Raw genomic sequence first — 26193 nt, forward strand, 5'->3', positions numbered from 1 at the left:
GGGCCGACATCGCGAACACCCAGCGAACTGGCTGCGCGAATATCGCATCGCGCTGGCGGCGGGTGACAGATGCTGGACCGATGGCGATTCTGCTTGCGCTGGTATCGATGTGCTCGACGCTGGTCGGCGGGCTGGTGGCGGTGCGGATCGGCGACCGCAAACATCTGGTGCTGGGGCTGGCGGCGGGGGTCATGTTGGGTGTGGTGTTCTTCGACCTGCTGCCGGAGGCATTGGAGCAGTCGGGGGATATCGTGCTCGGTGTCCCGGCGGCGCTCGTCGCCACCGTGGGCGGCTTTGTCACCATCCACGTCATCGAGCGCGCGGTCGCCATCCATACCGGCCATGAAGGCGAATTCGGTTCGCACAAGCACGGTTTCGAATCCGTCGGGCTGGTCGCGGCGGCCGGGCTGATCTTCCACAGCACCCTCGACGGTCTCGGCATCGGATTGGGTTTCCAAGCTGGAGCCACCGTCGGCATCGCGGTCGCCATCGCCGTCATCTGTCACGACTTCGCCGACGGCTTCAACACTTTCACCATCACCAGGCTGTACGGCTCTGCCCACAGACGCGCATTGATCCTGCTCGCCCTGGACGCCATCGCCCCCGTCATCGGTGCGGTAATCGGCACCGTCATCCAGGTTCCGGCCGGGACCGTCGGCCTCTACCTCGGCTATTTCGCCGGATTCCTGCTCTACCTCGCCACCGCCGACATCCTCCCCGAGGCCCACGCCGAACACCCGTCTCGCCTGACCCTGGCCTGTACCGTCACCGGCGCGACGTTCATGCTCGTCGTGGCCGCGCTCAGCCACTGACCAGCGTTAGCCGAGTTGCGGCAGCACCTCTCGAGCCACCCAAGCCATGGCGTCCGCGAATGCGGGACCGGGTACCGGCAGCCAGATCGAGCAGGCCTGGAGTCCGGCCTCGTGCAGGACCCCGAGTTCATCGACAATGCTTGCGGCCGTTGGCTGCCCGCCACCGAGCAGCCGCCCCGGATCACGGCTGATGGCGGTGAATCCGGGTGGGACCACGAAGGCCACCGAGGTCAGTCGCAGCTGCCGCTCGATACCGGATGCTTCGGCGAGTTCGGTGAGACGTTTGCGGATTCGGTGCAGTTCGGCGGGATCGGCGACCGGACCGTGCCATGCGCTGCCGAAGCGCACGGCTCTGCGCAGTGCGGCATCGCTCTGCCCGCCGACCCACACCGGCGGTCCACCGACAGTGCGCGGCGCGATACCGATTCGCGGCTCGGACTCACCCCGCCACAACGATGTCAGTACTTCCAGATGCTCGCCCGTGCGCTTGCCGCGTTCCTCGAACGGAACCCCGACCGCATCGAATTCGGCACGGTCCCAGCCTGTTCCGATGCCGAGCGTGAATCGCCCACGGGACAGTCGGTCGAGTGTCGCGGTCTGATGGGCCAAGACGACCGGGTTGTACAGCGGCAGGATCAGCACGCTGGTCGCGATGCCGATGCGCGAGGTCGCACCCGCGATGGCCGACAGCATGATCAGCGGCTCATGTGTGACACCCAGGTCACCGGCGAGCACATGACTGCCGGCGACAATGTGGTCGAAGCCCAATTGCTCTGCGGTACGCGCGGTTTCGACGATATCGTCGAGTTCGCCGGCCTTCCCGGGCCATAACCCATGCGGTGCGATACCGAGCCGAAGGCTCTTGCTCTCACCGACTGTTTCTTCCAAAGGCATGGGCGTTGGCTCCCGATTCCGGTCCCGATAGAGGTGACGCCGGGCTCCCTGTCTATTCACCGCGCACCCGGTACACCCGGTGCCTGGTTGGTGGACGAGTTGCCCGGTCCATCAGATCAACATCGACAGTCGCCCCCCGATTCCGGCGGAGACTCGGCCGGTCAGCGAGCGATTGCGCGCAGCACAGCATCGACCGACTGGTCGGCGAGGGTTTCGGTCAGCGGCAGGTGGCCGAAGAGGGCGCGGTAGTAGATCGGGGCGGCGACCGTGTCGAGGACGAAATCGAGATCGATACCCGGATCGATCTCGCCTCGATGGATTGCCGACTCCAGGGCGATCGCGGTGGTTCGCCTGCGTGGTTCGAAGACCGTCGCCAGGAAATGCGCGCGTAGATCCGGGTCGTTGGCGAGATCCGCTACCAACGCGGGCAACACATGGCTCAGCGAGGTATCGCATAGTGCGGCAACGAGATTGCGCATCGCGATAGTTAGATCGGCACGCAGGTCACCGGTGTTCGGTGTTGGTTGCAAACCCAGCAGGTCGGCGACGACATCGACAACGAGGTGGCGTTTGGAGGGCCAGCGGCGGTAGATCGCCGGGCGGTGCAGACCGGCTCTGGCCGCCACCTGGCCGATGGACAGTTCGGCATAACCGTTCTCGTCCAACAGCTCTCGCGCTGCGGCGAGTACCGCGGTGTCGATGCGGTCGTCGCGCGTGCGTCCCGGCATCAGAACACCGGACGCGGCATCAGAACGACTCGCCAACCGTCCGGATCCGGAAAGGTCAAGCCGCCGTTGGCCGCCCAATACGGATTCTCGGCGGGCACCGGCTCCACCCCGAATTCACCGAGGCGCTGTGCGACGTCGTACATCTGGGTTTCGGTCGAGAAATAGAGCACCAGCAGGTTTTCCGCGCTCGGCGCATCGCCGGGACTTCCGTCCACGTGGGTGGTGAACTCCAGGTGATATCCGGTCCCGGGCAATCCGAGCATCACGCCGTCGTAGCCCGCGTGATTTTCGAATCGGTAGAGCTCGCGCAGTCCCAACCCCTCGACGTAGAACCGCACGACCTCTACCAACCGATCGGTGGGCCTGGCAATTCGAACCTGGACCACCGGCAACGACTCGGGCCATGTCTGCTCAGCCATATCTCAACGATACAGTACGTACTGTACCGATTTGATATGGCATCCATCACCCGAGCCGCAAAGACCGCCGCCACGTCCGAGACATGGCGGCGGCCTTCGTCTTCGGTATTACTCCGTCGGCGTTGCCCGCCGACGAACACGGCGCGCGGCCGCGACCATATTGCGCAGCGAGGGCTCCAGCTGCCAGTAGTGCCGGGTCTTGAGTCCGCCGTCCGGATTCGCCCACAGGCGTTCCGGACTAACGGCTTCGGCTGCGGCCGTGAGCAATTCGTCGAGCTCATCGATATCCGGGATCCGCGCCGAACGGCTCTCGTAGACACCGGGACCGACGCCGTGACTCAGGCCGTGACCCGATGCGAAGTCTTCCCTGAGCGCCTTCAACACCCATTCGATCGAGCGGGTCGCCACGATCGCGGTGACATCGGCATCGAGCTCCTCGATCGCGTCGACCACCTCTGTGCGACCGGAATAGCCGATATGCGTGTGGATCTGGGTCTCCGGCTTGACACCAGAGGTGGCCAGACGGAATGCCGCGACCGCCCACCGCAGATATTCGGCGCGCCCCTGCGGACGCATGGGTAGCAGCTCGCGAATGGCGGGCTCGTCGACCTGGATGATCGAGATCCCGGCCCGTTCCAGATCCACGACCTCATCGCGAATGGCCAGCGCGACCTGATCAGCGGTCTCGAACAGCGGCTGATCCTGCCGCACGAACGAACGCGCGATCATGGTGACCGGACCGGTGACCATGCCCTTGACCGGTTTATCGGTCAGCGACTGGGCATAGCTGATCCACTCGACCGACATCGGCGCGGGCCGTGAAACGTCACCATAGATGATCGGCGGTCGCACACAACGGGATCCGTACACCTGCACCCAGCCGAAGTGGGTGGTCGCGAAGCCGTCGAGCAGCTCGGCGAAGTACTGGATCATGTCGTTGCGCTCGTGCTCACCGTGCACGAGCACATCGAGGCCGATGTCCTCCTGCAGGCGGATCGTGGCCTCGATCTCGGCCTCGATCTTCTTGCGGTATTCGTCGTAGGACAGTTTGCCCTGGCCCAGGTCGTAGCGGGCCTGACGAATCTTGTTCGTCTGCGGGAAGGAACCGAGCGTGGTCGCGGGCACCGGCGGCAGATTCAGCTTGCGCTGCTGTGCTTCGCGGCGCACCTCGTACGGTTCGCGCGAGCGCATATCGGGCGTGATCGCGTAAACCCGTTGCCGCACCGCGTGTTTCTGCTTGAAGTGCACCTCGGTGGGCCGCTTGCGCCACTTGTCCGAGGGCCCCTCGGTAAGTGCCTTGGCGAGCGAAACCACCTCGCCCACCTTCTGCCTGGCGAAGGCTAGGCGGTCCGCGACATTGCCCTCGATATCGTATTCGGCGAGCACGTCATAGGGCACGTGCAGCAGCGTCGTGCCGGTGGACACCACGAGATCGGGGCACACCTTGGCCAGCTCGTTGAGGTATTCCAGTGTCACATAACGGTCCGCGCGCCAGACATTGACACCGCTGATCACGCCCGCGTACAAGCGCTTACGTCGAATGCCGGGAATCTCGGCGAGCTCTTCCGGCTGGATCCGATAACTGGCCAGATCCAGGCCGATGGCCTCGACATTGGTCTCGGCCAGAATGCGCAGCGCCTCACCGAAATCGCCGTACTGCCCGGTGACGAGCATGCGTGGCCGCAGCGCCGAGGTCGAAAGTCGTTGGTACGCACGCTCGAACGCGGCGAGTTCCGCAGGAGTGCGCTCGCTGGTGAAGCACGGCTCGTCCAACTGCACACAGGTGGACCCGCGCTTGGCGAGGATTTCGAACAGCTCCTCGTACACCGGAAGCAGCTTGTCCAACAGGCTGAGCGTGTCGAAACCGCCTGTCTCACCGGGGATATGGCCCGCCTTGGACAGCAACAGCAGCGACACCGGGCCGACGACCACCGGGCGCAGCTCGATATCACCGGCCTTGGCGCGATCCCATTCGTCGAGCAAAGCCTCTGGGTGCAGCGAGAATTCGGTGTTCTCGTCGAGTTCGGGCTGGCGGTAGTGGTAATTCGTACCGAAGAACCGCACCAGCTCCAGCGGCGGCAGATCCGGACGACCGCGCGCCATCAGGAAGTAGAAGTCCAGCGGATGCAGCTCGTCCTGGTACGGCTTGAATCGCGCGGGCACCGCACCGAACAGCAGCGCATTGTCGAGAATGTGGTCGTAGAAGGAGAAGGTGTTGCCCGGCACCTGGGTCAGACCGGTGGCGGCCAACCCGTTGTAATGCCGCTCCTGGATATCGCGCCCGACCGCGAGCAGTTCGTCGCGAGAAACCCCACCACGCCAATAGCCCTCGAGGGCCCGCTTGAGTTCCCGATGCGGCCCGATCCTCGGGTAGCCGAGAATGCTCGACCCGTAACCGTCCTGAACGTTGACCATGAGCGGGGCCACTCCCTTTCGATCACCTGCGCTGTGTTCATTTGCCGCGCCTGCGGCGCGGCGTGTTCGCGGCCCCTGGTGTCTCGCGTCCGAGCCGTCGAGACTCGCGACTTCGTCGCATGCGCTTCGACGACTCGGACGCGAGACGGGCCGCGAACGGGTCGCTCGTAAGACTCGCTCCGTGGTGCTCACGTGGGTGCCGAACGGTGGCAGGCGTCCACGACAGCACGTCTTGAACAGCCTATGCCGCTGACAGCATCGGCTCTGTCTGATTTGCGGCTTATCAGACCTTGTACTGGTAGAAGCCCGTGCCGGTCTTCTTGCCGAGCAGACCGGCCTCGACCATGCGCATCAGCAGCGGCGGCGCCGAATACAGCGGCTCCTTGAACTCCTGGTACATGGAGTCGGCGATGGACTTGACGGTGTCGAGGCCGACCAGGTCGGTGAGCGCCAGCGGACCCATCGGGTGGGCACAGCCGAGCACCATCGCCTTGTCGACGTCTTCCTTGGTGGCGAAGCCGGATTCGACCATCCGGATGGCCGAGAGCAGGTACGGCACCAGCAGCGCGTTCACCACGAAACCGGAGCGGTCGGCCGAGCGCACGACCTGCTTGCCGAGCACATCGCCGGCGAAACCCTCGGCCCGTGCGGATACCGCTTCACTGGTCTTCAGTGTGGTGACCAGCTCGACCAGCGGCAGCACCGGCACCGGGTTGAAGAAGTGCATGCCGACCACCCGCTCCGGGTTGGCGGTGGCGACAGCGATCTTCATGATCGGGATGGAGGAGGTGTTGGAGGCCAGCACGGCGTCCGGATCGGTGACCACCTTGTCGAGTTCGGAGAAGATGGCGGTCTTGACCTTCTCGTCCTCGAGCACCGCCTCGACCACCAGCTGGCGGTCGGCGAAATCGCCGAGGTCGGAGGTGAACCGCAGCCGCCATGCGGCCTGTTCGCGCTCGCGCTCGGTGATCTTGCCGCTGCTGACGCCGCGGTCGAGCGAGCGCAGGATGCGGGCGCGACCTGCCGCGGCTAGCTCCCGAGTCTGTTCGTAGACGAGCACGTCGATATGCGCCCGCGCACACACCTCCGCGATTCCTGCACCCATCTGTCCGGCACCGATGATGCCGACGCGCTGAATCTTCTCGCTGCTCACGTCCCGCTCCTGCTGTTTTTGTCTGGCTGTCGGGTGGCTGATGGCGAAGGACGCTCCGATAAGAGCCGACCTTCGATGGTCCAAGGTATAGGGATGCCCTCCCGGCTGGGGCTGTTCAGCCGGGAGGGCGGTACACCCCTACTGGAGTAGAGGATTAGCGGTATTCACGTCGGGAACCTCAATTCCCTGTGCAAACACGGTGTGGCGACGTCGAGGGCTTCCGTAACCCCGTACGGGGCGAGCCCGACGAGCCCGTTCGCGGCCGGCTCGCTTCCGAGTACTCGAAGCGCATGCGCCGAAGGCGCGAGTCTCGAGTGCTCGGAAGCGAGCCTTGGGGGCCGCGAACACGCGGCGCGGAGCGCCGCCATGTATCAGTGGAACTGGCCCTCTTCGGTGGAGCCCTTCAGGGCCGCCGTCGAGGTGTTCGGGTCCACGGTGGTGGCGATGGTGTCGAAGTAGCCGGCACCGACCTCACGCTGGTGCTTGATGGCGGTGAAGCCACGCTCGGCGGCGGCCTTGAACTCGCGCTCCTGCAGGTCGACGAAGGCGGTCATGCCCTCGCGGGCGTAGCCGTAGGCCAGGTCGAACATGCCGTAGTTGAGCGAGTGGAAGCCGGCCAGGGTGATGAACTGGAACTTGAAGCCCATCGCGCCGAGCTCACGCTGGAACTTCGCGATGGTCGCGTCGTCCAGGTGCGCCTTCCAGTTGAAGGACGGCGAGCAGTTGTAGGCCAGCAGCTGGTCCGGGAACTCGCCGCGGACGGCCTCGGCGAACTTGCGAGCGACCTCGAGGTCCGGCACACCGGTCTCCATCCAGATGAGGTCGGAGTAGGGGGCGTAGGCCTTGGCACGCGCGATGCAGGGCTCGATGCCGTTCTTCACACCGAAGAAGCCCTCGGCGGTGCGGGTGCCGTCCAGGAACTCACGGTCGCGCTCGTCCACGTCCGAGGTGATCAAGGTGGCGGCCTCGGCGTCGGTGCGGGCGATGATCACCGACGGAACGTCGGCGACGTCGGACGCGAGACGCGCGGAGGTCAGGGTGCGGATGTGCTGCTGGGTCGGGATCAGCACCTTGCCGCCCAGGTGGCCACACTTCTTCTCGGAGGCCAGCTGATCCTCCCAGTGCACACCGGCGGCACCGGCGGCGATCATGGCCTTCTGCAGTTCGTAGGCGTTCAGCGCGCCACCGAAACCGGCCTCGGCGTCGGCGACGATCGGGGCCAGCCAGTTCTTGACCGAGGTGTCACCCTCGACCTTGGCGATCTCGTCGGCACGGAGCAGCGCGTTGTTGATGCGGCGCACGACGGCCGGGACCGAGTTGGCCGGGTACAGCGACTGGTCGGGGTAGGTGTGGCCGGACAGGTTCGCGTCACCGGCGACCTGCCAACCCGACAGGTAGATGGCCTGCAGGCCGGCGCGGACCTGCTGGACCGCCATGTTGCCGGTCAGGGCACCGAGGGAGTTGATGTAGTCCTCGTTGTTGACGAGGTCCCAGAGGATCTTCGAGCCACGACGGGCGAGGGTGGCCTCTTCGACGACGGTGCCCTGCAGCTTCGACACCTGGTCGGCGGTGTAGTTGCGGGTGATGCTCTTCCAGCGCGGGTTGGTGTCCCAATCCTGCTGGATCTCCGCAGCGGTCTTCGGGGTGCCGACGTTCGACATCTCTGACTCCACTTCTTCGTTTCGGTGCCCCACGGTCGAGCATCGCTCGAACTGCTGTGGCGGCAATTTGCAGGCTTGCTAGGCCCATGGGGTGTACTTCCACACGATGGCACACCAGGAAATAGCCGTCTACCTGTTGCAAGTGTGAATCCGAGCTAGGTTTCGGCCGGTCTTTGCTAACTCTGCGAAATTTGCCTGCGAATTGCACGCGTGAAACCTACCCGCCGGTAGCGCTGACATGCGGTTTTAGCGTAACGCTCGTACTGTTTGCGATCGACCGACCGGCTGCCATCCGACGCGCCCGGCATTCCGGGTTGTGAGCACCTTCACAAGCGTCCGTGTGGCCTCCGCCACCTCGAAACGGACGCCGATGGTTCGATTGGCAGACGCGTCCATCGCGGACAGACGTTCCGCGTCCGAGAGGAGCCTTTATGCGGAAACTGTGCTTCGCCGCTGCCCTCGTTTGTGGTCTAGGCCTGCAACTGCCTGCGGCGAGCGCCGATCCGGGTGCGGTGGAATCCGTCGCGCCGCTGGCTGCGGTGGCAACGCCGCCCGGTTCGGTGAATTCCAGCCGCATCTTGTACGCGACGACCACCGCGAACGATGTGCCGACGGTGGCCGGCGCCGCGGTCTACTTTCCGCCGGGGGAACCACCCGCGGGTGGTTGGCCGGTAATCGCGTGGGCGCACGGCACGGTCGGACTCGGCGACGACTGCGCCTACAGCATCGCCGGGCCGAGCGCGGTCGAGCGGGACTGGGCGTATCTGGAGACGTGGCTACGGCAGGGCTATGCGATCGTCGCCGCGGATTACGCCGGACTCGGCACGCCGGGCGAACATCCCTATCTCAATGGCGTCGTGGTCGCGCACAACGTAGTCGATGCGGTGCGGGCCGCCACCAGGCAGTACTCGTCGCTGGCGAGGAAATGGGTGGTCGTCGGTCAGTCACAGGGTGCCGGTGCTGCCGTCTACACCGCGCGCTACGCCTCTGAATTCGGCGGACCCGAACTCGACTACCGCGGCGCGGTCGGCACCGGCATACCGGCGTATATCCAGGACATTCTGTTGCCGCTCGGTCCGCATGTGCCGCCGGTGAAATTGTCGCCGCACTCGTCGGCGTACGTGCTCTACATCCTCAACGGCCTGCGCACCACCCATCCGGCGCTGAATATCGATTCGTATCTGACCGAATCCGGCCGCGACTGGCTCACTCGAGCCCGCGAGGCCTGCATCACCCCGCTCAGCGATGCGCTCACGGCCGACGGTGTGGTGATCGGTGACCTGTTCTCCCGCCCGCTGCTCGAGATCCCGGACCTGCACGGGCTGCTGACCGGCTACCTCGGCCTGCCCGAGTCCGGTTACGACAGGCCGCTGTTCCTGGGGCAGGGATTGCGCGACACCGATGTGGTTACACCGGAGACGCTGCGGTACGCCGCGGTGCTCGAGGCGAATCGACAGCCGGTCACGCTGCATACGTATCTGGAGGATCACAGCGGGACCGTCAATGCGTCGCTGCCGGATTCGCTGCCGTTCGTGCGGAATCTGTTCGGCTGAACTTACCCACCCCGCCGGCTCCGCCGGCTGCCGTCCCCTAGGCGCCACCCGCCGGATGCACCCGACGCCAGTGCTCGGCGATATCGATGCGGCGCGCCACCCACACGTCGGCGTGCGACTGGACGTGGTCGAGGAAGCGTTCCAGCGCGACGAGGCGGGCCGGGCGGCCGACCAGACGGCAGTGCAGACCGATCGACAGCATCTTCGGACTGCCCTCCGCGCCTTCGCGATAGAGCACGTCGAAGGCGTCGCGGAGGTGGGCGAAGAATTGTTCGCCGGTGGGGAAACCCGCGGGTGAGGCGAAGCGCATGTCGTTGGTGTCGAGGGTGTACGGGACGACCAGATGGTTTCGGCCGTGCACGCTGACCCAGTACGGGAGATCATCGGCGTAGGAGTCGGAGTCGTAGACGAAACCGCCGTGTTCGACCACCAATTCCCTGGTGTGCGGGGAATCGCGGCCGGTGTACCAGCCGAGCGGGGCCGCGCCGGTGAGTTCGGTGAGGATGCGCACGGCCTCAGCCATATGTTCGCGCTCGATGTCGCGGTCGGTGAGCTGGTAGGACTGCCAGCGCAAGCCGTGGCTGGCGATTTCGTGGCCGAGTTCCCGAAATGCGGCCACCGCCTCCGGGTTTCGCTGCATGGCGCGGGCGACGGCGAAGATGGTCAATGGTAGGTCGCGGCGTTCGAAGGCACGCAGGACCCGCCACAATCCGGCGCGGGAGCCGTATTCGTAGAGCGATTCCATGCTCATGTGACGATTCGGAAAGGCTTGCGCGGGAGTCATTTCCGAGAGAAACGTCTCCGAATGCGGATCGCCGTCGAGCACATTGTGCTCCGCGCCCTCTTCGTAATTGAGGACGAACTGGACCGCGATCTTCGCGCCATCCGGCCACTGCGGATCCGGTGGCGTCGCACCGTAGCCGACGAAATCTCGTTCGCCCATGCCGCTCAGCCCCCGAGTTCGCCGTAGAGGCGCAGTCGCGCGAGTCCGCCGTCGGGGTAGATATCCAGGCGGACCTCCTCGACCGAGGCCGCCATCGGCGCGATCGCGAAGCGGTGCCTGGTATCTGGCAGCAGTTCGGTGCGCGGGAGCAATTCGAGTTCGGTGCCGTCGGTGGTGCGGCCGGTGAGCCGGGCCGAACCGGGGCTATTGCCGAGGAAGTACGACGTATCGATCTCGGCGAGGCGGATGAGGCCGGGGCCGGCCAGTCGGATGTGCACCCAGTCGTTGCTGTCGTCGCGGCGGCGGGCGGTTTCCCAGCCGTCGCCCATTTTTCGTGCCAGGCCGGGGTAGAGCAGCTGGTTCGGCGAACTGTAGAAGCGGTTGGAGCAGTCGAGGACCAGGGCGCCGTTTTCCAGTGCGGCCAGGTCCAGCGGGCCGAGACCGAGCAGCTCAGGGTCGGGCCTGCCCTCGCCGTGTACCCGCAGCCGGGCGACGCCGCCGTCCGGGTGCATGGTGAGTTTCACATGGGTCCAACGGTTTTCGTTCTCGATCGCGAACGGATTGCGGCTGTCGCCGGTTACCGGGGCGCGGTCGATCAGCGGCACCCAATCGTCGTGCTCGGCAATGGTTTCCGCGGGCGGATAGCCGTCGATCTCGAGTGCGGAAACCGACACCGCAGGCGGATAGTTACCCTTGAACCAGGCGGTATCCACCACGATGCCGTGGATCACGCCGGGCACGCCCAGGCGCACGATGGCCGAGTCGTCACCGGGGCGGCCGCGGTGCCTGCGGGTTTCCCAGCCGTCATAGATCTGGCCCTTGTGCCCGAAGGTCGACGGTCGGTATTCCGACGGACCGGGATTGATCAAATTCTCCTTCTCCGCGAAGAATTCGTCATTGGCCCAGATGACCGATCCACCGAGCTGTCGGACCGCCAGATCCGGCAGCAGTGTGAAGTCCACGGCGTCGCGCCCATCCGTCGCCCGACCATCATCACCGATGGCATCGCTACTCACAGCACCTCCTGCGTAATCGTTCACAGCGTCTCCTGCGGAATCGGCGCGCGCGCAACGAGCGCACGCAGCACCTCGGGAGTCAGTACCGGCGCGAGCGCACGCAGTTCATCGGCGGTGCGTGCGCCGCAGTTCACGCCGCGTAAGACGGTGGCCGCCAAGGCTTCCGCGGTGGCGGGCTCGTCCATGACGCCGCCGGAGCGCCGGTCGAGATAGGCGACCAGACGGGGTACCGCGACGTCGATGGCGCGACGGAAGAATTCGTAGGTGGCCAGCCAGCGGGTGATCAGGTGTCCCGGATGCATATCCCAGCCCTGGTAGTAACCGAGGCGCAGCGCCCGGCCGACGAGCCGATGATGGTTGCGCAGTGCGGATTCCGGATCGCGGTCCGGCACGATCTGAGTGGAGCCGTCACAGACCCACACCCCGGTTTGGGCAGCGGCCACCTGCATGACCGACTTCGCGTAGTCCGCAGCCGGATGGTCGAGCGCCTGATCAGGCGCGGCGATACCGCACGCGGCCGTGTAGTCATAGGTGCCGAAATGCAAAGCACTGCAACGACCTTCGGACACACTGAGCATTTTGGCGATCGGCGCGCTGCCGTCGGCGGCGATAATCGCCTGCGGGCTCTCGATCTGCAGTTCGAATCGCAGGGTGCCCGCAGCGAGTCCGGATCCGCGTTCGAGTCCGTCACACAGGGCGACCAACGCCGAAGCCTGTTCCGCCGCACGGATCTTCGGGACCGTGAAGACGAAACCCGGTGGCACACCGCCCGCGGCATCCAGGACCAGCTCGAGGGTGCGCAGAGCGCGATTGCGTTCGGTGCCCGCCAGACCCTTCATCCGGATGCCGAGGCTGGTCGGCCCACCGGGTTGCTTCGCCCACTCGGCGAGTGCCGCGCCCGCATCGGTGGCGGCCTCGTCCTCCTCGGCGTCGGCGCGGAAGCCGTAACCGTCTTCGAAGTCGATGCGCAGATCCTGGATCGGCCGCTGCGCGAGTTGGCTGCGCACGGTGGGCAGCGCGGCGGTGCGGTCGATTCCGGCGAGCAGGTCGTGGTGGCGATCGAGTAGCTCGATCGCCGTCGCACCCCATTCGGCGGGGGTCGCGGCAGTGGCCCGGTCGGCCGGGACGTAGGCAGTGTGGATCGGCTGGACCCGGCCGTCGGGGCCCGGGTACCGGGTCCGCAACTCGGCGTCGACCGTGTCGAGCATCGCGTTGATGCGAGCGCGGACATTCTCGGGTAGCTGAGTTCGATTTGCGCCGCTCCCGGGCCCTCCGTGGTTACGCACGCTGCCTCCTCCGGGCCTGACGCTCACGTCGCTGGGTGCTCACCCCTGGTCTCCTTCCTGAAGGGCGCGCCAGATCCGGTCCGCGGTCATCGGCAAACCGGTCTGTCGTACTCCGACAGCATCGCGGATGGCGTTCGCCAATGCAGGAGCGACCGGGTTGTACGGGGATTCGCTCATCGACTTGGCGCCGAGTGGGCCCAGGTCATCGGCGGTTTCGGCGAAGTAGACCTCGGTGTGCGGCAAATCGACGAACTGCGGGATGTGATAATGCCGCAGCGTCCGTGTGGTTACCTCGCCTTGCGCGGAGCGCATGTCCTCGTAGAGCGCGGTGCCGATGGCCTGCGCGGCGCCGCCGACCACCTGACCGCGGCACTGCACCGGGTTGAGCACCGTGCCCGCGTCGGCGGCCTGGACCGATTGCAGGATGCGCACCAACCCGGTGTCGGGCTGCACGGCGACCCGGAACGCCTGCACATTGAAGCTGACCGAGCGCGGGCTGCCCGCGTGTTCGCCGTGTCCGGACAACTCACCGTCGGCCAAGAGTTCAGTGGCGTCGATCAGCCGATCGCCGCAGCGGACGCCATCGGCCACCAGGACGCACTCCGCTTCGGCGCGACCGGTCAGCTTGGCGGCCCGGACCAGAATGTGCTCACGCAGTGCCACGGCCGCGGCGTAGGAGGCCTTGCCCGCGACGGTGATGCCAGTAGACCCGAAGGCGCCGGTGTCGTAGCCGACGACGTCGGTGTCCGATTGGCGGATCACTGTGCGGCGCACGTCGGTGTTCAGTGCCGTCGCCGCGAGTTGGGCGTGCACAGTTGTGGTGCCATTGCCGAATTCGACTGTGCCTACGCGGAGTTCGTAGCGGCCGTCGGGGAGCAGGGCGACGGTCGCCTCGGAGCGGTGGCCGCGCGGTGGGATGGTGGCAATCATGGCCAGTGCCATCCCGGTGCCCACCCGCCAGTCCGGGCCAGGGGCACAAATCCCGTTGCCGCGCAGTAAGGCTCGTTCGGCGAGATCGAGACATTGATCGAGGCCGTAGCTGCCGAAGTCCAGATCGCTGTCGCCCACTTCCGCGCCGACGAACGCGTCGCCGGGGACGATGACATTGCGGCGGCGGAATTCGAACGGGTCGATATCGAGTGCGCGCGCCAGTTCATCCATGGCCGACTCGACGCCGAAGATGATCTGTCCGAGACCGTAGCCGCGGAATGCGCCCGAGGGAACGTTGTTGGTGTAGACCGTCTTCGCCTCGACGCGCTTATTGGCGCACCGGTAGACCTCGATGGATTCGCCGACGCCGTGGAACAGCACGCCGGCACTGTGATTGCCATATGCCCCGGCATCGGCGAGCACGTCGATCGACAGTGCGGTCAGTAGGCCGTCGGCATTCGCGCCCGCGGTGATCGCGACCCGCATCGGATGACGGCAAGTGGCGCTGGTGAATTCGTCGGAGCGGGTGAATTCGTATTGTACGGGGCGGCCGGTACGCAGTACTGCCAGTGCTATCAGATCCTCGGCTAGCATTTCCTGTTTGGCGCCGAATCCGCCACCGACGCGCTTAGCGAATACGCGCACCCGGTCACGCGGTAGCCCGAATATCTGGCACAGTTCGTCGCGCACCAGGAAAGGGACCTGCGTGCTGCAGCGGACGACCAGTCTGCCGTTGGCGTCCAACCAGCCGATACCGCCGTGGGTTTCCAGGTGTACGTGCTGGGCCCGCGGCGAATTCCAGACACCACTGACCACCTGCGCCGCTGCGGCGAGACCCGACTCGACGTCACCGACTTCGCCGTTGATCTCGGCGATCAGATTGCGTTCCGTATCGGAGATTCGAGCCGAATCCGGTTTACCACCATGCAGTTTCGGCGCATCCGGCAGCAATGCTTCGGCCGGATGGAATACCGCTGGCAGGATTTCGTACTCGACCTGTATCACTCGGCAACCTGCACGAGCAATATCCAGGCTCTCCGCCACTACGGCGGCGACCCGTTGTCCGATAAATCGCACCGTGCGATCCAGCACGTAGGTGTCATCGGGATCGTCGACTCGAAGTTCATGGCGCGCGGTGGAGAAGGCGATATCTGGAGCGTCTGCGTAGGTGAGCACTGCATGCACGCCCGGCAGGTTTTCGGCGGCGGAGGTGTCGATGGATACGATTCGCGCGTGGGGGTGTGGGCTCGGCAGGACCGCGATATGCAGTGGGGCTGTGGGAGGTGCGTTCTCGTCCTCGGGGCTGACGTCGAAGGTGAAGGGCTCTGTGCCGGTGACAATTCGGGGTCCGGCAGGTGCGCCGACGCCGGTGCCCGCTCGTCCAGTGGCCTCGTCCGACGAGACATGCCGAGCATCGGAGTCGACCTGCGCCCCATCCCTACTGCTGGGGCTCGGACATGCGGTCGCGCCCGCACCACTCGCCGAGACGGCATCGGGATCCGACAGGGGAGCCGCGCTCGAGGCATCGGCGCTGATCTGTGGCCCATCTCCAATGCCAGGGATTCGGGCGCTCGCCGATTCAGACCCAGCAGTCGCACGTTCACTCGGGGCCAAAGCGGGGTTCAGGTGTGCGGTCGCCTCCGCACCACGCGCCGAGACGGTGTCCGGGTCCGAGGGGGAAGCCGCGCCCAGCGCATCGGCAATGGTGCGATATCCGGTGCAGCGGCAGAGGTTTCCCTTCATGAGCTCCGGCAATGCCTCGAGATCCGGGGTGTTCGGGCCGCCGCAGCCGAGGCCTGCGGCGGTAACCACCATGCCCGCGGTGCAGAAGCCGCATTGGAAGGCGGCCGAGTCCACGAAACGTTGCTGGACCGGATGCGGCTCTTCGGGGGTGCCGAGACCGGAGGCAGTAGTTATGGTGCGGTCGGCGGCACGGTAGGCGGGAATAATGCACGAGTGCACGGGGATTCCGTCGAGTTGCACGGTGCACGCACCGCAATCGCCCGCATCGCAGCCTTTCTTCACCGCGAAATGGCCGTGCTCACGCAATAATGTGCGCAGACACTGGCCGGGGCGCGGTTCGGCCTGCACCGACTGACCGTCGACCTCGAATCTCATTGCCCATCACCGACTTCGGTGCGTAGCTCGGCCGCGACCTCGCGAGCAAGCACACCGGCGACATGGCAACGCCAGTCCGTCGCTCCGTGCGGATCGTCGAACCAGAGCGTCGGGTCGATGGCGGCCATCGCACCCCGCACCTCGGCATCGCCGGGCACCCCATCGAAATCCAGCACAATCGGCCGGGTCGTCGCGGCGGATATGGTCAGCGCGCAGTGGCCGTCCACCTCGCGCCGACCCATCACCACCGCACCGGAGCGCCCGAGCGGAGCCAGCGCGATCTTCCGGAAGACAGTGCGCGCGCGCAGACTTCGAGTCGGAACGGTAATCGACCGCAACACCTCACCCGAGCCGAGCACATTATGTCCCGGCCCGAGTACGAACTCCCGCAACGGAATCCGCCGATCGGAACCATCCGGCGACCACACCAGCGCGACACCGTCCAACGCCACCAACGCCGCCAACACCGCCCCGGCGGGCAACGACAGGCACACATTCCCACCCACCGTCGCCGTCCGCCATATCTTGTGCGACGCCACCAACGCCCTACACGCCAGGGCGAACAACGCCGTCCCCGGCCACTCCGCCCGCAGCATCTCCACCCCCAACTCCCGCCCCACCCCAGCCCCCGCCAACTCCGCCAATGTGCAGGTAGCCGCGATCTCCAACCCCTCCCCCGTCACAGTCAACGCGGTCCACCCGAGCCCCGTGATATCGACCAGCCGCTCCAACTCCTCCTGCGGCTCCGAGAACAAGAACGTCCCCCCGGCGAGCACCGCACAACCCCCGCCCACAACAGCCAGGTCGGCCCGCCCCCGCGCCACAACCACATCCCGAATCGTGTCCAGATCCACGCCACACCTCGCTCCACTACCGCTGCCGCCACAGTAGAAGCCGCGGGTTGCCGCGATGTTGCGCGACACCCGCCCCAGGTTGCGCGGTCGTTACCCGCCGAATCGAGCACCCGCGCCCGCCGAAGCGCGTAGTCAGAGACATCTCTGTTCCAGTATCCAGCAATACCGTCTGATCAGGCCATTCGCCTTAACTGCGGCAACTCGCCGGACACGTTTGCCCCCGGAGACCAGTCAGGTCCGATCCGCACACGACGGACCGGGCCCGGCGATCGGGTTGCGCACCCGGATATAGCCATCGCGCGACTGGAACCGTCGCTGAAGCAAGGCGGTGCGGCGTCGGAGCGCAGAGTGGTATCCGCAGCCGGTATCCGTCCGATCATCTGGACGTCCGCAGCCTCGGAGACGGCTCGATCGGTCTGTCCAACTCTTGCGTTATCGCGACCGATGAACGCTCGATCCCCGCAGATGCCGCGGCCGCCGTCACCGAAGGGGAGACGGCGGCCGCGGACCGAGACTCAGCCCGCCTTCGCTACCAGCGCCGCCTGTGCCCGTGCGACCTCGCCGCCGACCTTCTCCTCGTCGACAGTGCGCACCTCGCCATCGCGAACGACCGTGCGCCCGTTGACGATCAACGCCGCCAGCGGCGGGGCCGAGCCGAGAATCAATGCGGTAACCGGGTCATCGATGCCCGCGTGTGCGGGCGTATCGAGCCGCCACAAAGCGAGATCGGCGAGTTTGCCCGGTTCGATCGACCCGATTTCGGCTTCCCGCCCCAGCACCCGTGCGCCGCCGATCGTGGCCAACTCCAAGGCTTTTCGAGTACTGATTGCGCGCGGCCCACCCTTGGCTCTTGCGTAGAGCAGAGCATTACGCGGCTCCTCGATCATCGAACTGGATTCATTGCTGGCGGCGCCGTCCACGCCGAGCCCCACCGGCACACCGGCGGAGACCAGATCGGCCGTGCGCGCCGTACCCGCCCCGATCCGAGCATTCGAAGTGGGGCAATGCGCCACTCCGGTACCGGTTTTCGCCATCGTGCCGATGGCAGCGTCGTCCAGATGGATGCCGTGCGCGTACCAGACATCCGAGCCGAGCCAGCCGAGCCGCTCCATGTACTGGGCGGGTGTACAGCCGAATTTGTCCGCACAGAAGTCCGCTTCATCGATCGTCTCCGCTAGATGGGTATGCAGGCGTACACCGAGATCGCGTGCCAGCACGGCGGATTCGCGCAGCAACTCGGTCGTCACCGAGAACGGCGAACATGGCGCGAGTGCGATCCGCAGCATCGAATCGAATGACGGATCATGCCAGCGTGCAACGGCATCCGCGCTCGCGGTGAGAATGGCATCCAGGGTCTCCACCACCTCGTCGGGCGGCAGCCCACCCGAACTCTGCCCGAGATCCATCGAGCCGCGCGTCGGATGGAATCGCAACCCCACCTCGGCGGCCGCGGCGATCTCCGCGCCGAGCAGGTCACCACCCGCGCGCGGGAATACGTAGTGATGGTCGGTGGACGTGGTGCAGCCGGTGCGGGCCAGCGCGGTGAGCGCGCCGGTCGCGGCGACGCGAACCGACTCTTCATCGATGCCCGCCCAGATCGGGTAGAGCGTGGTGAGCCATTCGAACAGCGTGTTATCCGCGGCCAGACCCCGGGTGACCCACTGGTAGAGATGGTGATGGGTGTTCACCAGTCCGGGCGTGAGCAGGCAGCCACGGCCATCGATGCGGTGCACATCCGCGCCGACATCGGGCGCATCGCCCGCACCGACCGCGGTGATCCGGTTGCCCTGCACCGTCACATACCCGCGACGGTATTCGGTGCCGTTCGGATCGACGGTCGCCACGGCGCACCCGTCGATGACCGTCGTTGTCGTCATGACGCCTACGGTAGCCATGCGGGCCCGGCTTCCGGGGCGTCTTCCCGCTGCACAGTGGCATGGATGAGTCCGTAGGGCCGGTCATCGGCGTGAAAGACCTCGCCGTGGTTCTCGATGCCGAATCGACCGAGGTCGAAGTCGAAATGATGCTTGTTCGGCGCGGCCAGTCGGATTTCGGCGAGCACCGGAAAGGCCTCGAGCGCGGCCTTGCCCATTTCGAAGAGCGTCTGCTGCATAGCCTTCGAATGCAGCGTCGCGAAGACCTCGACCATCCGCTGCCGGACGCCCGCGTACACCGCATCCCAGTCCACGCCGGTCGTGGCGGCGAAACGCCACTGCGCGACCAGGGAGGTCGCGAGCATCCGGTCGCGCGTCGGCGCGAGCACGGTGAAATCGTCGGTGAGGAAGTCGGCGAATTCCGAGCCGGTCGACTTGAGGATCACCAGATCCTTCACCCCTCCGATGACCCAGGCCTGCTGCCGGTCGCCCTTGCCCGACACCGTGACCGTCGCGGTCCGCACCTCGGAGCCTTGCCGCACCCAGGTGTGATCGTGCTCGCTGCCGTCGACGGTGACCCGCTGCCAGGCATACTCCTCGACCTCGATGCGCGCGCTGTCGACCGGCGCGATCTCGTCTACGAAATGCGCGGCGAGCGTGCACGCATAGTCTTCGATCGGTTGCAGCCCAGGCTTTTTCGCATAGGCGTAGGCGGTCTGCTTCTGGGTATCGGTGGGCAGCACCTTCGACTGGTCACCGGTGATATAGGCATCGGCGAAATCGCCACGCAGCACTGTGGATACGTTCACATCGCGGATTTCGTGACGCGGCTGGTCCCGATAGATCCGGACGATGCGGTTCTCCGCCTTTCCGTACCGGTTGTCGGACAGCACGATCGGCCCGGTCAGCTCCATGAATGGCTCAGCTCCCTCGGTAGGTGGAAAAGGCGAAGGGCGACAACAGCAATGGGACGTGATAATGCCGCTCCTCGATGACGACGAACGTGATGGCGACCTCCGGATAGAACGATTCGACCCTGCGCCCGGCGAAGTAAGGGCCGGTATCGAATACCAGCCGATATGTGCCGGGTGGCAATGCCACAGCGAGCGAGGCGATCCGGCCGTCGTCATCAGTGGTTCCGGAACCGAGCACCTCGGTGTCCCGATAGAGCACCACCTCGATTCCGGCCGCAGGCGCACCCGCGACGGCATCGAGCACATGTGTACCGATCGTGCTCATGACTGCGCCTCGCCGGCGCTCGGCTCCGTCATGGCCACGGAGGTGGCTGTGTTGAATGTTCGCTCGCTGCGCTCGCTCATTCGGCAGCACCGACCAACAGCCGCGCCAACCGAATCCGATTGATCTTCGCTAATTCCGTTCGCATAACCCGCCTTTCGGTCTCCGGATCATTTCCGAGCCGGGCGGTGAGCAATTCCAGCAGCTCGTCCCCGGACTTACCGGTCGCACACACCAGATAGATATGGCCGAACTTCTCCTCATAGGCCAGATTGCCCTCGACCAGCCCCGCCCGCACCGCATCCTCCGCCCCGGCCACGCCGGCCTGCTCGCGCGCCGATTCCGCGGTATCGGGCCGGGCGCCGATGCGCGGGTGTCCGTCGAGTGCGCGATCGATCTGCGCCTCGGACAATTCGGCCAGCACCGCATCGGCCGTATCGAATACGGCATCGATATGCGCGTACGGCCGCCCGGCGACCAGCGCACGAGCCCATTCCGGCGCAGAGCAACACACGAGCAAGGCCGCATTCGCCTCCGCTTCGGACAATGCGTTGAATTCCGCGAGGCCCAACCCGTCGGGTGTCATCGGACCAGCATCGAATACGACCGACCCGGCCGCCACTCGAACGAGATAGATCACCTCCGGCGTGTCGCCGGCATCCGACTGTCGACGTCAAAGCACTTTTCCGTAACCCATTGGCTACGCGGCCGGGCTACCGTCTTTTCATGGCTGCATCACCCGAACCGGTCTGCGCGGGCATCGTCTTGGCCGCCGGCGCCGGCACGCGCTACGGGATGCCCAAGGCATTGGCCGAGGGCGGCGCCTGGCTGCGGTCGGCGGTGGCGGCACTGCGCGACGGCGGCTGTGATCCGGTGATCGTGGTGCTCGGCGCGACCGGACCAGCGACGGACGCGGTCGACTTACCCGAGGGTGTCGATCATGTGTGGGCGGCGGACTGGGCGACCGGACTCGGGGCCTCGCTGCGGGCGGGTTTGCGAGCCGTCGCGCACACCCCCGCCGAGTACGTCGCGATCATGCTGGTGGATACCCCCGATGTCGGGGCCGATGTGGTCGGCCGGGTGGTCGCCGCGGCCTTCGCGGCACCCACCGGCCTGGCGAGGGCTGTGTTCCACACCACACCCGGGCATCCCGTTGTGATGTCCGACAAGCACTGGACCTCGGTGTATCAAGCAGCCGATAGAGATTCCGGCGGGCGCACCTATTTAGCCGGTAATAAGGATATGGTGTGCGTCACGTGCGACGATTTGGCGACAGGCGATGATCGTGACTTCCCGGCCACGCCGCACGCGTGAGCGGAGCTGAACAGATGCGGGACATCGTCGACGACCTATTGCGGGTGTGGCATTCGGGCCGGACAGGTGGACTGGCCACCGTCGTGCGAACTGTTGGTTCCGGACCGCTGCCGGTCGGCACATCGATCCTGGTAGATGCCAATGGCGCGGTATACGGTTCGCTTCTCGGCGGCAGCGTCGAGACGACTGTGATCGAGGCGGCCACCGATGCCGCGCGCAGCGGTCGACGCGGACTGCACCGCTTCGGCGTCCCGCCGGGCGAGCCCGGATTGGACTCCGGCGGCATGGTGGATGTTTTCGTCGAGCCGTTCTCGCGCCGGGATTTTCCGGAATTCCCGTCCATCGCCGCGGAAATCGCAGCGCACCGCAGGGTTACCCTCTTCACCGTGGTGTGGAATCCGGATCCGGATCTGATCGGACAACATCTGATCACCCCGCAGCGGCATGCGACGGAGCTGGTCGCGCTGCCCGAATCCGATGTATTCGTCGCCTCGTTCCCACCACCGCCGCGGCTGATCATCTTCGGCGCCAACGCCTTTGCCGCGGCACTGACCGTCCAAGCCAAACTGCTCGGCTACCGCGTCACGATCTGCGATTCCCGCGACACCTTCGCAACGCCCGACGCCTTCCCGGGCGCCGAGGTGGTCGTCGACTGGCCGCACCGGTACCTGAACACGCTCTCGGCGGCGGGCGAGATCGATAACAGCACGGCGATTGTCGTCCTCGGGCACGATCCGACGTTCGAAATCCCGCTGCTCACGGTGGCACTGCGACTACCCGAACTGGGATACCTCGCCGCAAACGGCTCCTGGTCCGCACACCTGAGACGCATCGAAGACCTGAGAGCCGGCGGCTTCGACGACGCGACGCTTGCCCGCCTACACTCCCCCGCCGGTCTCGATATCGGGGCACGCACCGCCGCCGAGGTCGCCGTTTCGATCGCCGCCGAACTGCTTGTCGCCCGGTCCGGAACCGAGCGGCGGATCACCGAAAACCGGGACGCCGAACCGCAATTCAGGGAATTTCCGGCCAACGCCCCGGTGGCACTCTAGCTCTACTTCAGGCCCGGATTCTCCGCGTACACCTCGCGCAGCACCGAGAGGTCGAACAGTTGGTCGGCCTTGATATCGATCTTGGCATTGCGCAGCGCGGCGATATTCTGTTCGATCAACTGATCGGTCATGGTCAGCAAACCATTGGCTGTCGAATCCGCGGAAACGACGAGGCCGTTCTGCGCGGTCGCCTCCTGGGTCTGTTCGTTCAGATCGAGTTTCTGATCCTTGCCGTATACCTCGACCGCGAGTCGCGCCGATTCGGCCGGATTCGCGACCGCATCCTTCCAGCCCTTGATCTCGGCGATCAGGAAGGCCTTCAGCTTGTCGCGTTCCTTATCGATGGTGGACTGCTTGACCGTCAGGGTCTCGGCCACCAGCGGCAGGTTGTAATCGGCGAACAGGAAGTTCGTATTCTGGAATCCCTTGGCGGTCAACGTGATCGGCTCATTGGTCACATAGCTGACCCAGCCGTCGACCTCGCCGTTGGCCAGCGGAGTCGGATCGTACTGCGCGGGCACGATGGTCACATCGCTCGGCTTCATGCCATTGGCGTTCAGCAGCGCGTTGAAGATCAGCTGATTGGTGTCCTGGACGCCGATCTTGCGGCCCTTCATATCCTGCGGGGTCTTGATGGGCTTGGCGGCGGAGCTGACGATGCAGAACGGGTTCTTCTGATAGGTGGTTGCGACGATCTTGGCGGGTAGGCCCTCCAGGATCGCGGGCGCGGTGGTCTGCGGGGCCGAGGTGCCGAGCCAGACCTTGCCGGTGTCCAAGCCCGCCTCGACCGAGGTGCTAGCCGCACCACCGGCGATCAGATTCACCGAACCGAATCCGGCCTCCTTGTAGTAGCCCTTGGAATCGGCGAAGTATTCGCCCGCGAATTCGATGTTCTTCAGCCAGGACAGCTGGATCGCGACGGAACCGTACTTGGATCCGTCCGCCACCGACCCGCCCGACGAGTCTTTCGAATCATCGCCACATGCGGCCAGCAGGCTCGCACCGCCCAATGCGGCGCCGGCCAGCGCGGAGTAACGAAGCAGGGATCGCCGGTTCAGGTTCGGCCCGAACGAAGAGCGTTGTACGGGGTTCATGGGCCGAATCTAAGGGGATTCCGTTTCGATTTCTTTACTTTGGCGTTCCGAGCATTGATTTACGAAAAACTGACCGGTCAGCGGCGACCCGCCTCGGGGCCGAAGCGGGCCAGCACCAGATTTTCGATGACGCCGACGATCGCGTACAGCAGCACCGAGACAATGGTCACGATCACGATCGAGGCCCACAGCTTGCTGTATTGGAAGGTCGGGATGGCGCGAATCAGACTGGCGCCCAGCCCCGTTCCGCTACCCAACCATTCACCGAGCAATGCGCCGATCAGCGCGCCGGGCACCGAAATTCGCGCGGCCGCGAAGACCGAGGGCAGGGCGGCGGGCACGGCGACCATGCGCAGTCCGGTCCAGCGGGAGCCGCCGTACGCGGCCACCAGATCCATCGCCTGCCGCGGTGCATTGCGCAATCCCGCCATGATCATCACGAGCGCCGGGAAGAACACCACGATCGCCGCGAGCACCGTCACACCGGCCAGTCCGCGCCCGAATACCAGCACGATGATCGGGGTCAGCGCCACCAGGGGCACCGACCGCAACAGCATTGCCACCGGCATGAACGTCTGCTCGACCACCGAGAACGAGACGAACAGCGCCGCGACGACGAGTGCGGCCAGCATGCCGACGCCGAAGCCGATCGCGGCGTCGCGCAGGGTGATCTGCAGGTCGTCGAAGATAGCCTGACGTGCGGTGTGTGCGCCGGAGGAGTTGAACAGGTACTTCCAGATATCGCTGGGTGTTTTGCCTACTCGGGGGCCGACTTGGGGGAAGGCCTTCAGGAAGACGTACCAGATCACCAGCATCAGCAGCAGCGCGGTGACCAGGGGGAACAGGAAGCGGCCGATGCGGGTGAGGACGGCGAGGGCGGCGGCGCTGCGCTGGGGCCGCGGGCTCGCCTCGACGGGTGGCGGCGCGGCGGCAGTCACGTTGTCCATCGGCACGAGTTCGTCGGTCATCGCACTCCTCCAAACGGGCCGCGCGCGGTCTTGCCCGACGCGCACTGCAAGCTATCTGGACGCGGCGCTAGTGCGCGGCTCATCTCGCCTCCTGTGCGGTCCACGGGGTGACCAATCGGGCGACCAGCGCGACAATCGCGTAGCCGAGCCCCGCGAGTGCGGCGGCAGCCAGTGCCATGCCCCAGGTGCGCGGCACGTTATAGGCGGATTGCGCGGCGGTCAGTGCGACACCGATGCCGCTGTCCACCCCGCCGAGGTACTCGCCGATGATCGCACCGAGCACGGCCGACGGGGCGGCAATCTTCAACGCCGCGAACATATTCGGCAGCGCCGCGATCGCCTGTACCCGATAGAGCTGCTGCCAGCGACCACCGCCGTAGGCGCGGATCAAGTCGAGGCTCGTGACATCGGCCGAGCGCAGTCCGGTGACCGTGCCGACCATGGTGGTGAAGAAGCAGTACATCGCCGCGAGGAATACCGTCGGGGTGCGCCCGCCGAAGACCACCAGGATGATCGGCCCGAGCGCGAGCAGCGGGATGCAGTAACTGAGGATGGCGAGCTGGGTGGCCAGCGGTTCGATCCACGGGATCAGCACGATCAGGAATGCCAGACCGATGGCCAACGCATTACCCCAGATGAACCCCTTCAGCGCGCCCAGCGCGGTGATCCGGAAGTTGGGGCCGTACAGATCCCAGCCATCGGTGTACATGTTGTGCAGAACGGTCCACGGGCTGGGGATGGTGCCGCCCGCGACCTCCAGCGCCGCCAGCAGCCACCAGATCGCGACCAATCCCAAGACGCCGATCAGTCCACCGATCCGTTTCATGCCGCACCCCCTCGGCGGCGTCGGCGGCACACCACCGGCTGCCGCGGCCGATCATGCCTGACCCGCTGCCAGCCCTGGCGTGCGTGGGCCAGGCATCTGGTCAGGTCATGCGACCGCGGCTCTCGAATGCCATTCATGCCCACACCTCACGAACCGTTCCGGTTGTGCACGACCGCACTACGATTCGCTCGGCTGTATTCAGTATTCGCTCGCTGCGCTCACTCATGCGACACCGCCCTTGCCGGACTTCCCGAACAACAGCTCGGAGAGGTAGTCGTGCAACTTGTGGAATTCCGGCGTGCGCATCATCTCGGGCGTGCGCGGGCGCGGCAGATCGATCTTCACCAGTTCCAGCACCCGGCCCGGCCGCGGACTCATCACCGCGACCACATCGGAGAGGAACACCGCCTCCGCGATGCCGTGCGTAACCATGAGGGTGGTCGCGGGCTTCTCGGTCCAGATCCGCAGCAGTTCCAGATTCAGCCGCTGCCTGGTCATATCGTCGAGAGCGCCGAACGGTTCGTCGAGCAGCAGCACGGTCGGCTTCACGACCAGTGCGCGCGCGATCGAAACACGTTGGCGCATGCCGCCGGACAGCTGCGCCGGTTTGGCCTTCTCGAAGCCCTCCAAGCCGACCAGCCGGACCAGATCCGCGATCAGTCCCGGATCCGGTGAGATGCCCGCGACCTGCAGGGGCAGTTTGATATTGGATTCCACCGAACGCCACGGCAGCAGCGCCGAATCCTGGAAAGCGATGCCGAGTTCGTGGCGGCTGCGCAGTTGGGCGGGGGTTTCACCGTCGATGAGCGTCTTGCCCGCGGTCGGTGTCTCCAGTCCGGCCAGGATGCGCAGCACCGTCGATTTGCCGCAGCCCGATGGGCCGAGCAGGGACAGGAACGCGCCCTGTTCGGTATGCAGCTCCACTTCGTCCAGCGCCTGCACCGTCTTCCGGCCGACCCGGAATGTCTTCGTCAAACCACTGATGTGGATGCCCGTCCCCCCGGTGGGCTCCTCGGTACCGCTCGCCATCATGACCAAAACACTAGG

23 protein-coding genes are annotated in these 26193 nt (G+C 65.8%); 4 read left to right on the plus strand and 19 right to left on the minus strand.

The genetic code is table 11. From position 1 onward, the window contains the following. The first annotated feature begins 80 nt into the window (after positions 1–80). Positions 81–812 (plus strand): ZIP family metal transporter, encoded by a 732-nt coding sequence (locus OIE68_RS28340; RefSeq protein WP_327094104.1) that lies wholly within the window; start codon positions 81–83, stop codon positions 810–812. A gap of 6 nt (positions 813–818) precedes the next feature. On the opposite strand, the gene OIE68_RS28345 is transcribed toward OIE68_RS28340, so the two are convergent. The 6 genes from OIE68_RS28345 to aceA all read right to left on the minus strand — a co-directional run bounded on the left by OIE68_RS28345 (position 819) and on the right by aceA (position 8082). Then, positions 819–1706 carry an LLM class flavin-dependent oxidoreductase gene (locus OIE68_RS28345; protein ID WP_327094105.1) on the minus strand — a complete coding sequence of 296 codons (888 nt, stop codon included), beginning with the start codon at positions 1704–1706 and terminating at the stop codon, positions 819–821. Positions 1707–1867: 161 nt separating this feature from the next. Further along, positions 1868–2434, minus strand: coding sequence for a TetR/AcrR family transcriptional regulator (locus OIE68_RS28350; protein WP_327094106.1), 567 nt, complete (start codon positions 2432–2434; stop codon positions 1868–1870). Continuing rightward, positions 2434–2853: a VOC family protein gene (locus OIE68_RS28355; protein WP_327094107.1), complete on the minus strand. Its 420-nt coding sequence runs from the start codon at positions 2851–2853 to the stop codon at positions 2434–2436. Before OIE68_RS28355 ends, OIE68_RS28350 begins: the two co-directional genes overlap by 1 nt. A gap of 108 nt (positions 2854–2961) precedes the next feature. Then, on the minus strand, positions 2962–5268 hold the full coding sequence (gene metE, locus OIE68_RS28360) for a 5-methyltetrahydropteroyltriglutamate--homocysteine S-methyltransferase (RefSeq protein WP_327094108.1): 2307 nt from the start codon (positions 5266–5268) through the stop codon (positions 2962–2964). 283 nt (positions 5269–5551) lie between these two features. Continuing rightward, positions 5552–6421 carry a 3-hydroxybutyryl-CoA dehydrogenase gene (locus OIE68_RS28365; RefSeq protein WP_327094109.1) on the minus strand — a complete coding sequence of 290 codons (870 nt, stop codon included), beginning with the start codon at positions 6419–6421 and terminating at the stop codon, positions 5552–5554. 371 nt (positions 6422–6792) lie between these two features. Further along, the gene (gene aceA / locus OIE68_RS28370) at positions 6793–8082 is read right to left on the minus strand and encodes an isocitrate lyase (RefSeq protein ID WP_327094110.1); all 1290 of its coding nucleotides are present in this window, start codon (positions 8080–8082) and stop codon (positions 6793–6795) included. A gap of 431 nt (positions 8083–8513) precedes the next feature. Here aceA and OIE68_RS28375 point away from each other — a divergent pair, with 431 nt between their 5' ends. Continuing rightward, entirely contained in the window at positions 8514–9635 is a 1122-nt protein-coding gene (locus OIE68_RS28375; protein WP_327094111.1) for a lipase family protein, read from the plus strand. 37 nt (positions 9636–9672) lie between these two features. Here OIE68_RS28375 and puuE read toward each other — a convergent pair whose 3' ends face one another. From puuE to uraD, 9 genes are all read right to left on the minus strand, one after another. Then, positions 9673–10578 (minus strand): allantoinase PuuE, encoded by a 906-nt coding sequence (puuE, locus tag OIE68_RS28380; RefSeq protein WP_327094112.1) that lies wholly within the window; start codon positions 10576–10578, stop codon positions 9673–9675. Positions 10579–10583: 5 nt separating this feature from the next. Then, positions 10584–11594, minus strand: a complete 1011-nt coding sequence (gene alc, locus OIE68_RS28385; RefSeq protein ID WP_327094113.1) for an allantoicase — start codon at positions 11592–11594, stop codon at positions 10584–10586. Between the two features lie 20 nt (positions 11595–11614). Next, complete coding sequence (locus OIE68_RS28390; RefSeq protein ID WP_327094114.1) at positions 11615–12802, minus strand: DUF6986 family protein; 1188 nt, start codon at positions 12800–12802, stop codon at positions 11615–11617. Positions 12803–12919: 117 nt separating this feature from the next. Continuing rightward, complete coding sequence (locus tag OIE68_RS28395; protein ID WP_327094115.1) at positions 12920–15928, minus strand: molybdopterin cofactor-binding domain-containing protein; 3009 nt, start codon at positions 15926–15928, stop codon at positions 12920–12922. Next, positions 15925–16782 carry an FAD binding domain-containing protein gene (locus tag OIE68_RS28400; protein ID WP_327094116.1) on the minus strand — a complete coding sequence of 286 codons (858 nt, stop codon included), beginning with the start codon at positions 16780–16782 and terminating at the stop codon, positions 15925–15927. The genes OIE68_RS28395 and OIE68_RS28400 overlap by 4 nt, the downstream gene beginning before the upstream one ends. A gap of 515 nt (positions 16783–17297) precedes the next feature. Continuing rightward, complete coding sequence (locus tag OIE68_RS28405) at positions 17298–18659, minus strand: 8-oxoguanine deaminase (protein ID WP_327094117.1); 1362 nt, start codon at positions 18657–18659, stop codon at positions 17298–17300. A 5-nt stretch (positions 18660–18664) separates the two neighbouring features. Continuing rightward, positions 18665–19570, minus strand: a complete 906-nt coding sequence (gene pucL, locus OIE68_RS28410) for a factor-independent urate hydroxylase (protein ID WP_327094118.1) — start codon at positions 19568–19570, stop codon at positions 18665–18667. A 7-nt stretch (positions 19571–19577) separates the two neighbouring features. Continuing rightward, entirely contained in the window at positions 19578–19895 is a 318-nt protein-coding gene (gene uraH, locus OIE68_RS28415) for a hydroxyisourate hydrolase (RefSeq protein WP_327094119.1), read from the minus strand. Between the two features lie 76 nt (positions 19896–19971). Continuing rightward, positions 19972–20478, minus strand: coding sequence for a 2-oxo-4-hydroxy-4-carboxy-5-ureidoimidazoline decarboxylase (gene uraD / locus OIE68_RS28420; protein WP_327094120.1), 507 nt, complete (start codon positions 20476–20478; stop codon positions 19972–19974). Between the two features lie 140 nt (positions 20479–20618). Between uraD and OIE68_RS28425 the strand changes: the two genes are divergently transcribed. Together OIE68_RS28425 and OIE68_RS28430 are read left to right on the plus strand one after the other, a co-directional pair. Further along, positions 20619–21206, plus strand: coding sequence for a nucleotidyltransferase family protein (locus OIE68_RS28425; RefSeq protein ID WP_327094121.1), 588 nt, complete (start codon positions 20619–20621; stop codon positions 21204–21206). A gap of 14 nt (positions 21207–21220) precedes the next feature. Further along, a complete protein-coding gene (locus OIE68_RS28430; RefSeq protein WP_327094122.1) occupies positions 21221–22258 on the plus strand; it encodes an XdhC family protein in 1038 nt (345 codons plus the stop codon). Between the two features lie 2 nt (positions 22259–22260). Here the strand turns inward: OIE68_RS28430 and OIE68_RS28435 are convergent, their stop codons facing one another. From OIE68_RS28435 to OIE68_RS28450, 4 genes are all read right to left on the minus strand, one after another. Beyond that, the gene (locus OIE68_RS28435) at positions 22261–23352 is read right to left on the minus strand and encodes an ABC transporter substrate-binding protein (protein WP_040696421.1); all 1092 of its coding nucleotides are present in this window, start codon (positions 23350–23352) and stop codon (positions 22261–22263) included. Positions 23353–23429: 77 nt separating this feature from the next. Next, positions 23430–24167 (minus strand): ABC transporter permease, encoded by a 738-nt coding sequence (locus OIE68_RS28440; RefSeq protein WP_245672143.1) that lies wholly within the window; start codon positions 24165–24167, stop codon positions 23430–23432. 232 nt (positions 24168–24399) lie between these two features. Continuing rightward, entirely contained in the window at positions 24400–25146 is a 747-nt protein-coding gene (locus tag OIE68_RS28445; RefSeq protein WP_327094123.1) for an ABC transporter permease, read from the minus strand. A 222-nt stretch (positions 25147–25368) separates the two neighbouring features. Continuing rightward, complete coding sequence (locus OIE68_RS28450) at positions 25369–26178, minus strand: ABC transporter ATP-binding protein (protein ID WP_327094124.1); 810 nt, start codon at positions 26176–26178, stop codon at positions 25369–25371. Positions 26179–26193 lie beyond the last annotated feature (15 nt).

This window comes from Nocardia vinacea (genome assembly GCF_035920345.1).
GTDB classification, from domain to species: Bacteria; Actinomycetota; Actinomycetes; order Mycobacteriales; family Mycobacteriaceae; genus Nocardia; species Nocardia vinacea_A.

Bases quoted from the DNA above. Each gene is read 5' to 3' on its own strand.
- OIE68_RS28340 (WP_327094104.1), top strand. From the start codon at position 81: ATGGCGATTCTGCTTGCGCTGGTATCGATGTGCTCGACGCTGGTCGGC.
- metE (WP_327094108.1), bottom strand. From the start codon at position 5,268: ATGGTCAACGTTCAGGACGGTTACGGGTCGAGCATTCTCGGCTACCCG.
- OIE68_RS28430 (WP_327094122.1), top strand. From the start codon at position 21,221: ATGCGGGACATCGTCGACGACCTATTGCGGGTGTGGCATTCGGGCCGG.
- aceA (WP_327094110.1), bottom strand. From the start codon at position 8,082: ATGTCGAACGTCGGCACCCCGAAGACCGCTGCGGAGATCCAGCAGGAT.
- uraD (WP_327094120.1), bottom strand. From the start codon at position 20,478: ATGACACCCGACGGGTTGGGCCTCGCGGAATTCAACGCATTGTCCGAA.
- OIE68_RS28390 (WP_327094114.1), bottom strand. From the start codon at position 12,802: ATGCTCGACACGGTCGACGCCGAGTTGCGGACCCGGTACCCGGGCCCC.
- OIE68_RS28405 (WP_327094117.1), bottom strand. From the start codon at position 18,659: ATGACGACAACGACGGTCATCGACGGGTGCGCCGTGGCGACCGTCGAT.
- OIE68_RS28395 (WP_327094115.1), bottom strand. From the start codon at position 15,928: ATGAGATTCGAGGTCGACGGTCAGTCGGTGCAGGCCGAACCGCGCCCC.
- OIE68_RS28345 (WP_327094105.1), bottom strand. From the start codon at position 1,706: ATGCCTTTGGAAGAAACAGTCGGTGAGAGCAAGAGCCTTCGGCTCGGT.
- OIE68_RS28375 (WP_327094111.1), top strand. From the start codon at position 8,514: ATGCGGAAACTGTGCTTCGCCGCTGCCCTCGTTTGTGGTCTAGGCCTG.
- puuE (WP_327094112.1), bottom strand. From the start codon at position 10,578: ATGGGCGAACGAGATTTCGTCGGCTACGGTGCGACGCCACCGGATCCG.
- uraH (WP_327094119.1), bottom strand. From the start codon at position 19,895: ATGAGCACGATCGGTACACATGTGCTCGATGCCGTCGCGGGTGCGCCT.
- pucL (WP_327094118.1), bottom strand. From the start codon at position 19,570: ATGGAGCTGACCGGGCCGATCGTGCTGTCCGACAACCGGTACGGAAAG.
- OIE68_RS28355 (WP_327094107.1), bottom strand. From the start codon at position 2,853: ATGGCTGAGCAGACATGGCCCGAGTCGTTGCCGGTGGTCCAGGTTCGA.
- OIE68_RS28440 (WP_245672143.1), bottom strand. From the start codon at position 24,167: ATGCTGGTGATCTGGTACGTCTTCCTGAAGGCCTTCCCCCAAGTCGGC.
- OIE68_RS28425 (WP_327094121.1), top strand. From the start codon at position 20,619: ATGGCTGCATCACCCGAACCGGTCTGCGCGGGCATCGTCTTGGCCGCC.
- OIE68_RS28445 (WP_327094123.1), bottom strand. From the start codon at position 25,146: ATGAAACGGATCGGTGGACTGATCGGCGTCTTGGGATTGGTCGCGATC.
- OIE68_RS28350 (WP_327094106.1), bottom strand. From the start codon at position 2,434: ATGCCGGGACGCACGCGCGACGACCGCATCGACACCGCGGTACTCGCC.
- OIE68_RS28450 (WP_327094124.1), bottom strand. From the start codon at position 26,178: ATGATGGCGAGCGGTACCGAGGAGCCCACCGGGGGGACGGGCATCCAC.
- OIE68_RS28435 (WP_040696421.1), bottom strand. From the start codon at position 23,352: ATGAACCCCGTACAACGCTCTTCGTTCGGGCCGAACCTGAACCGGCGA.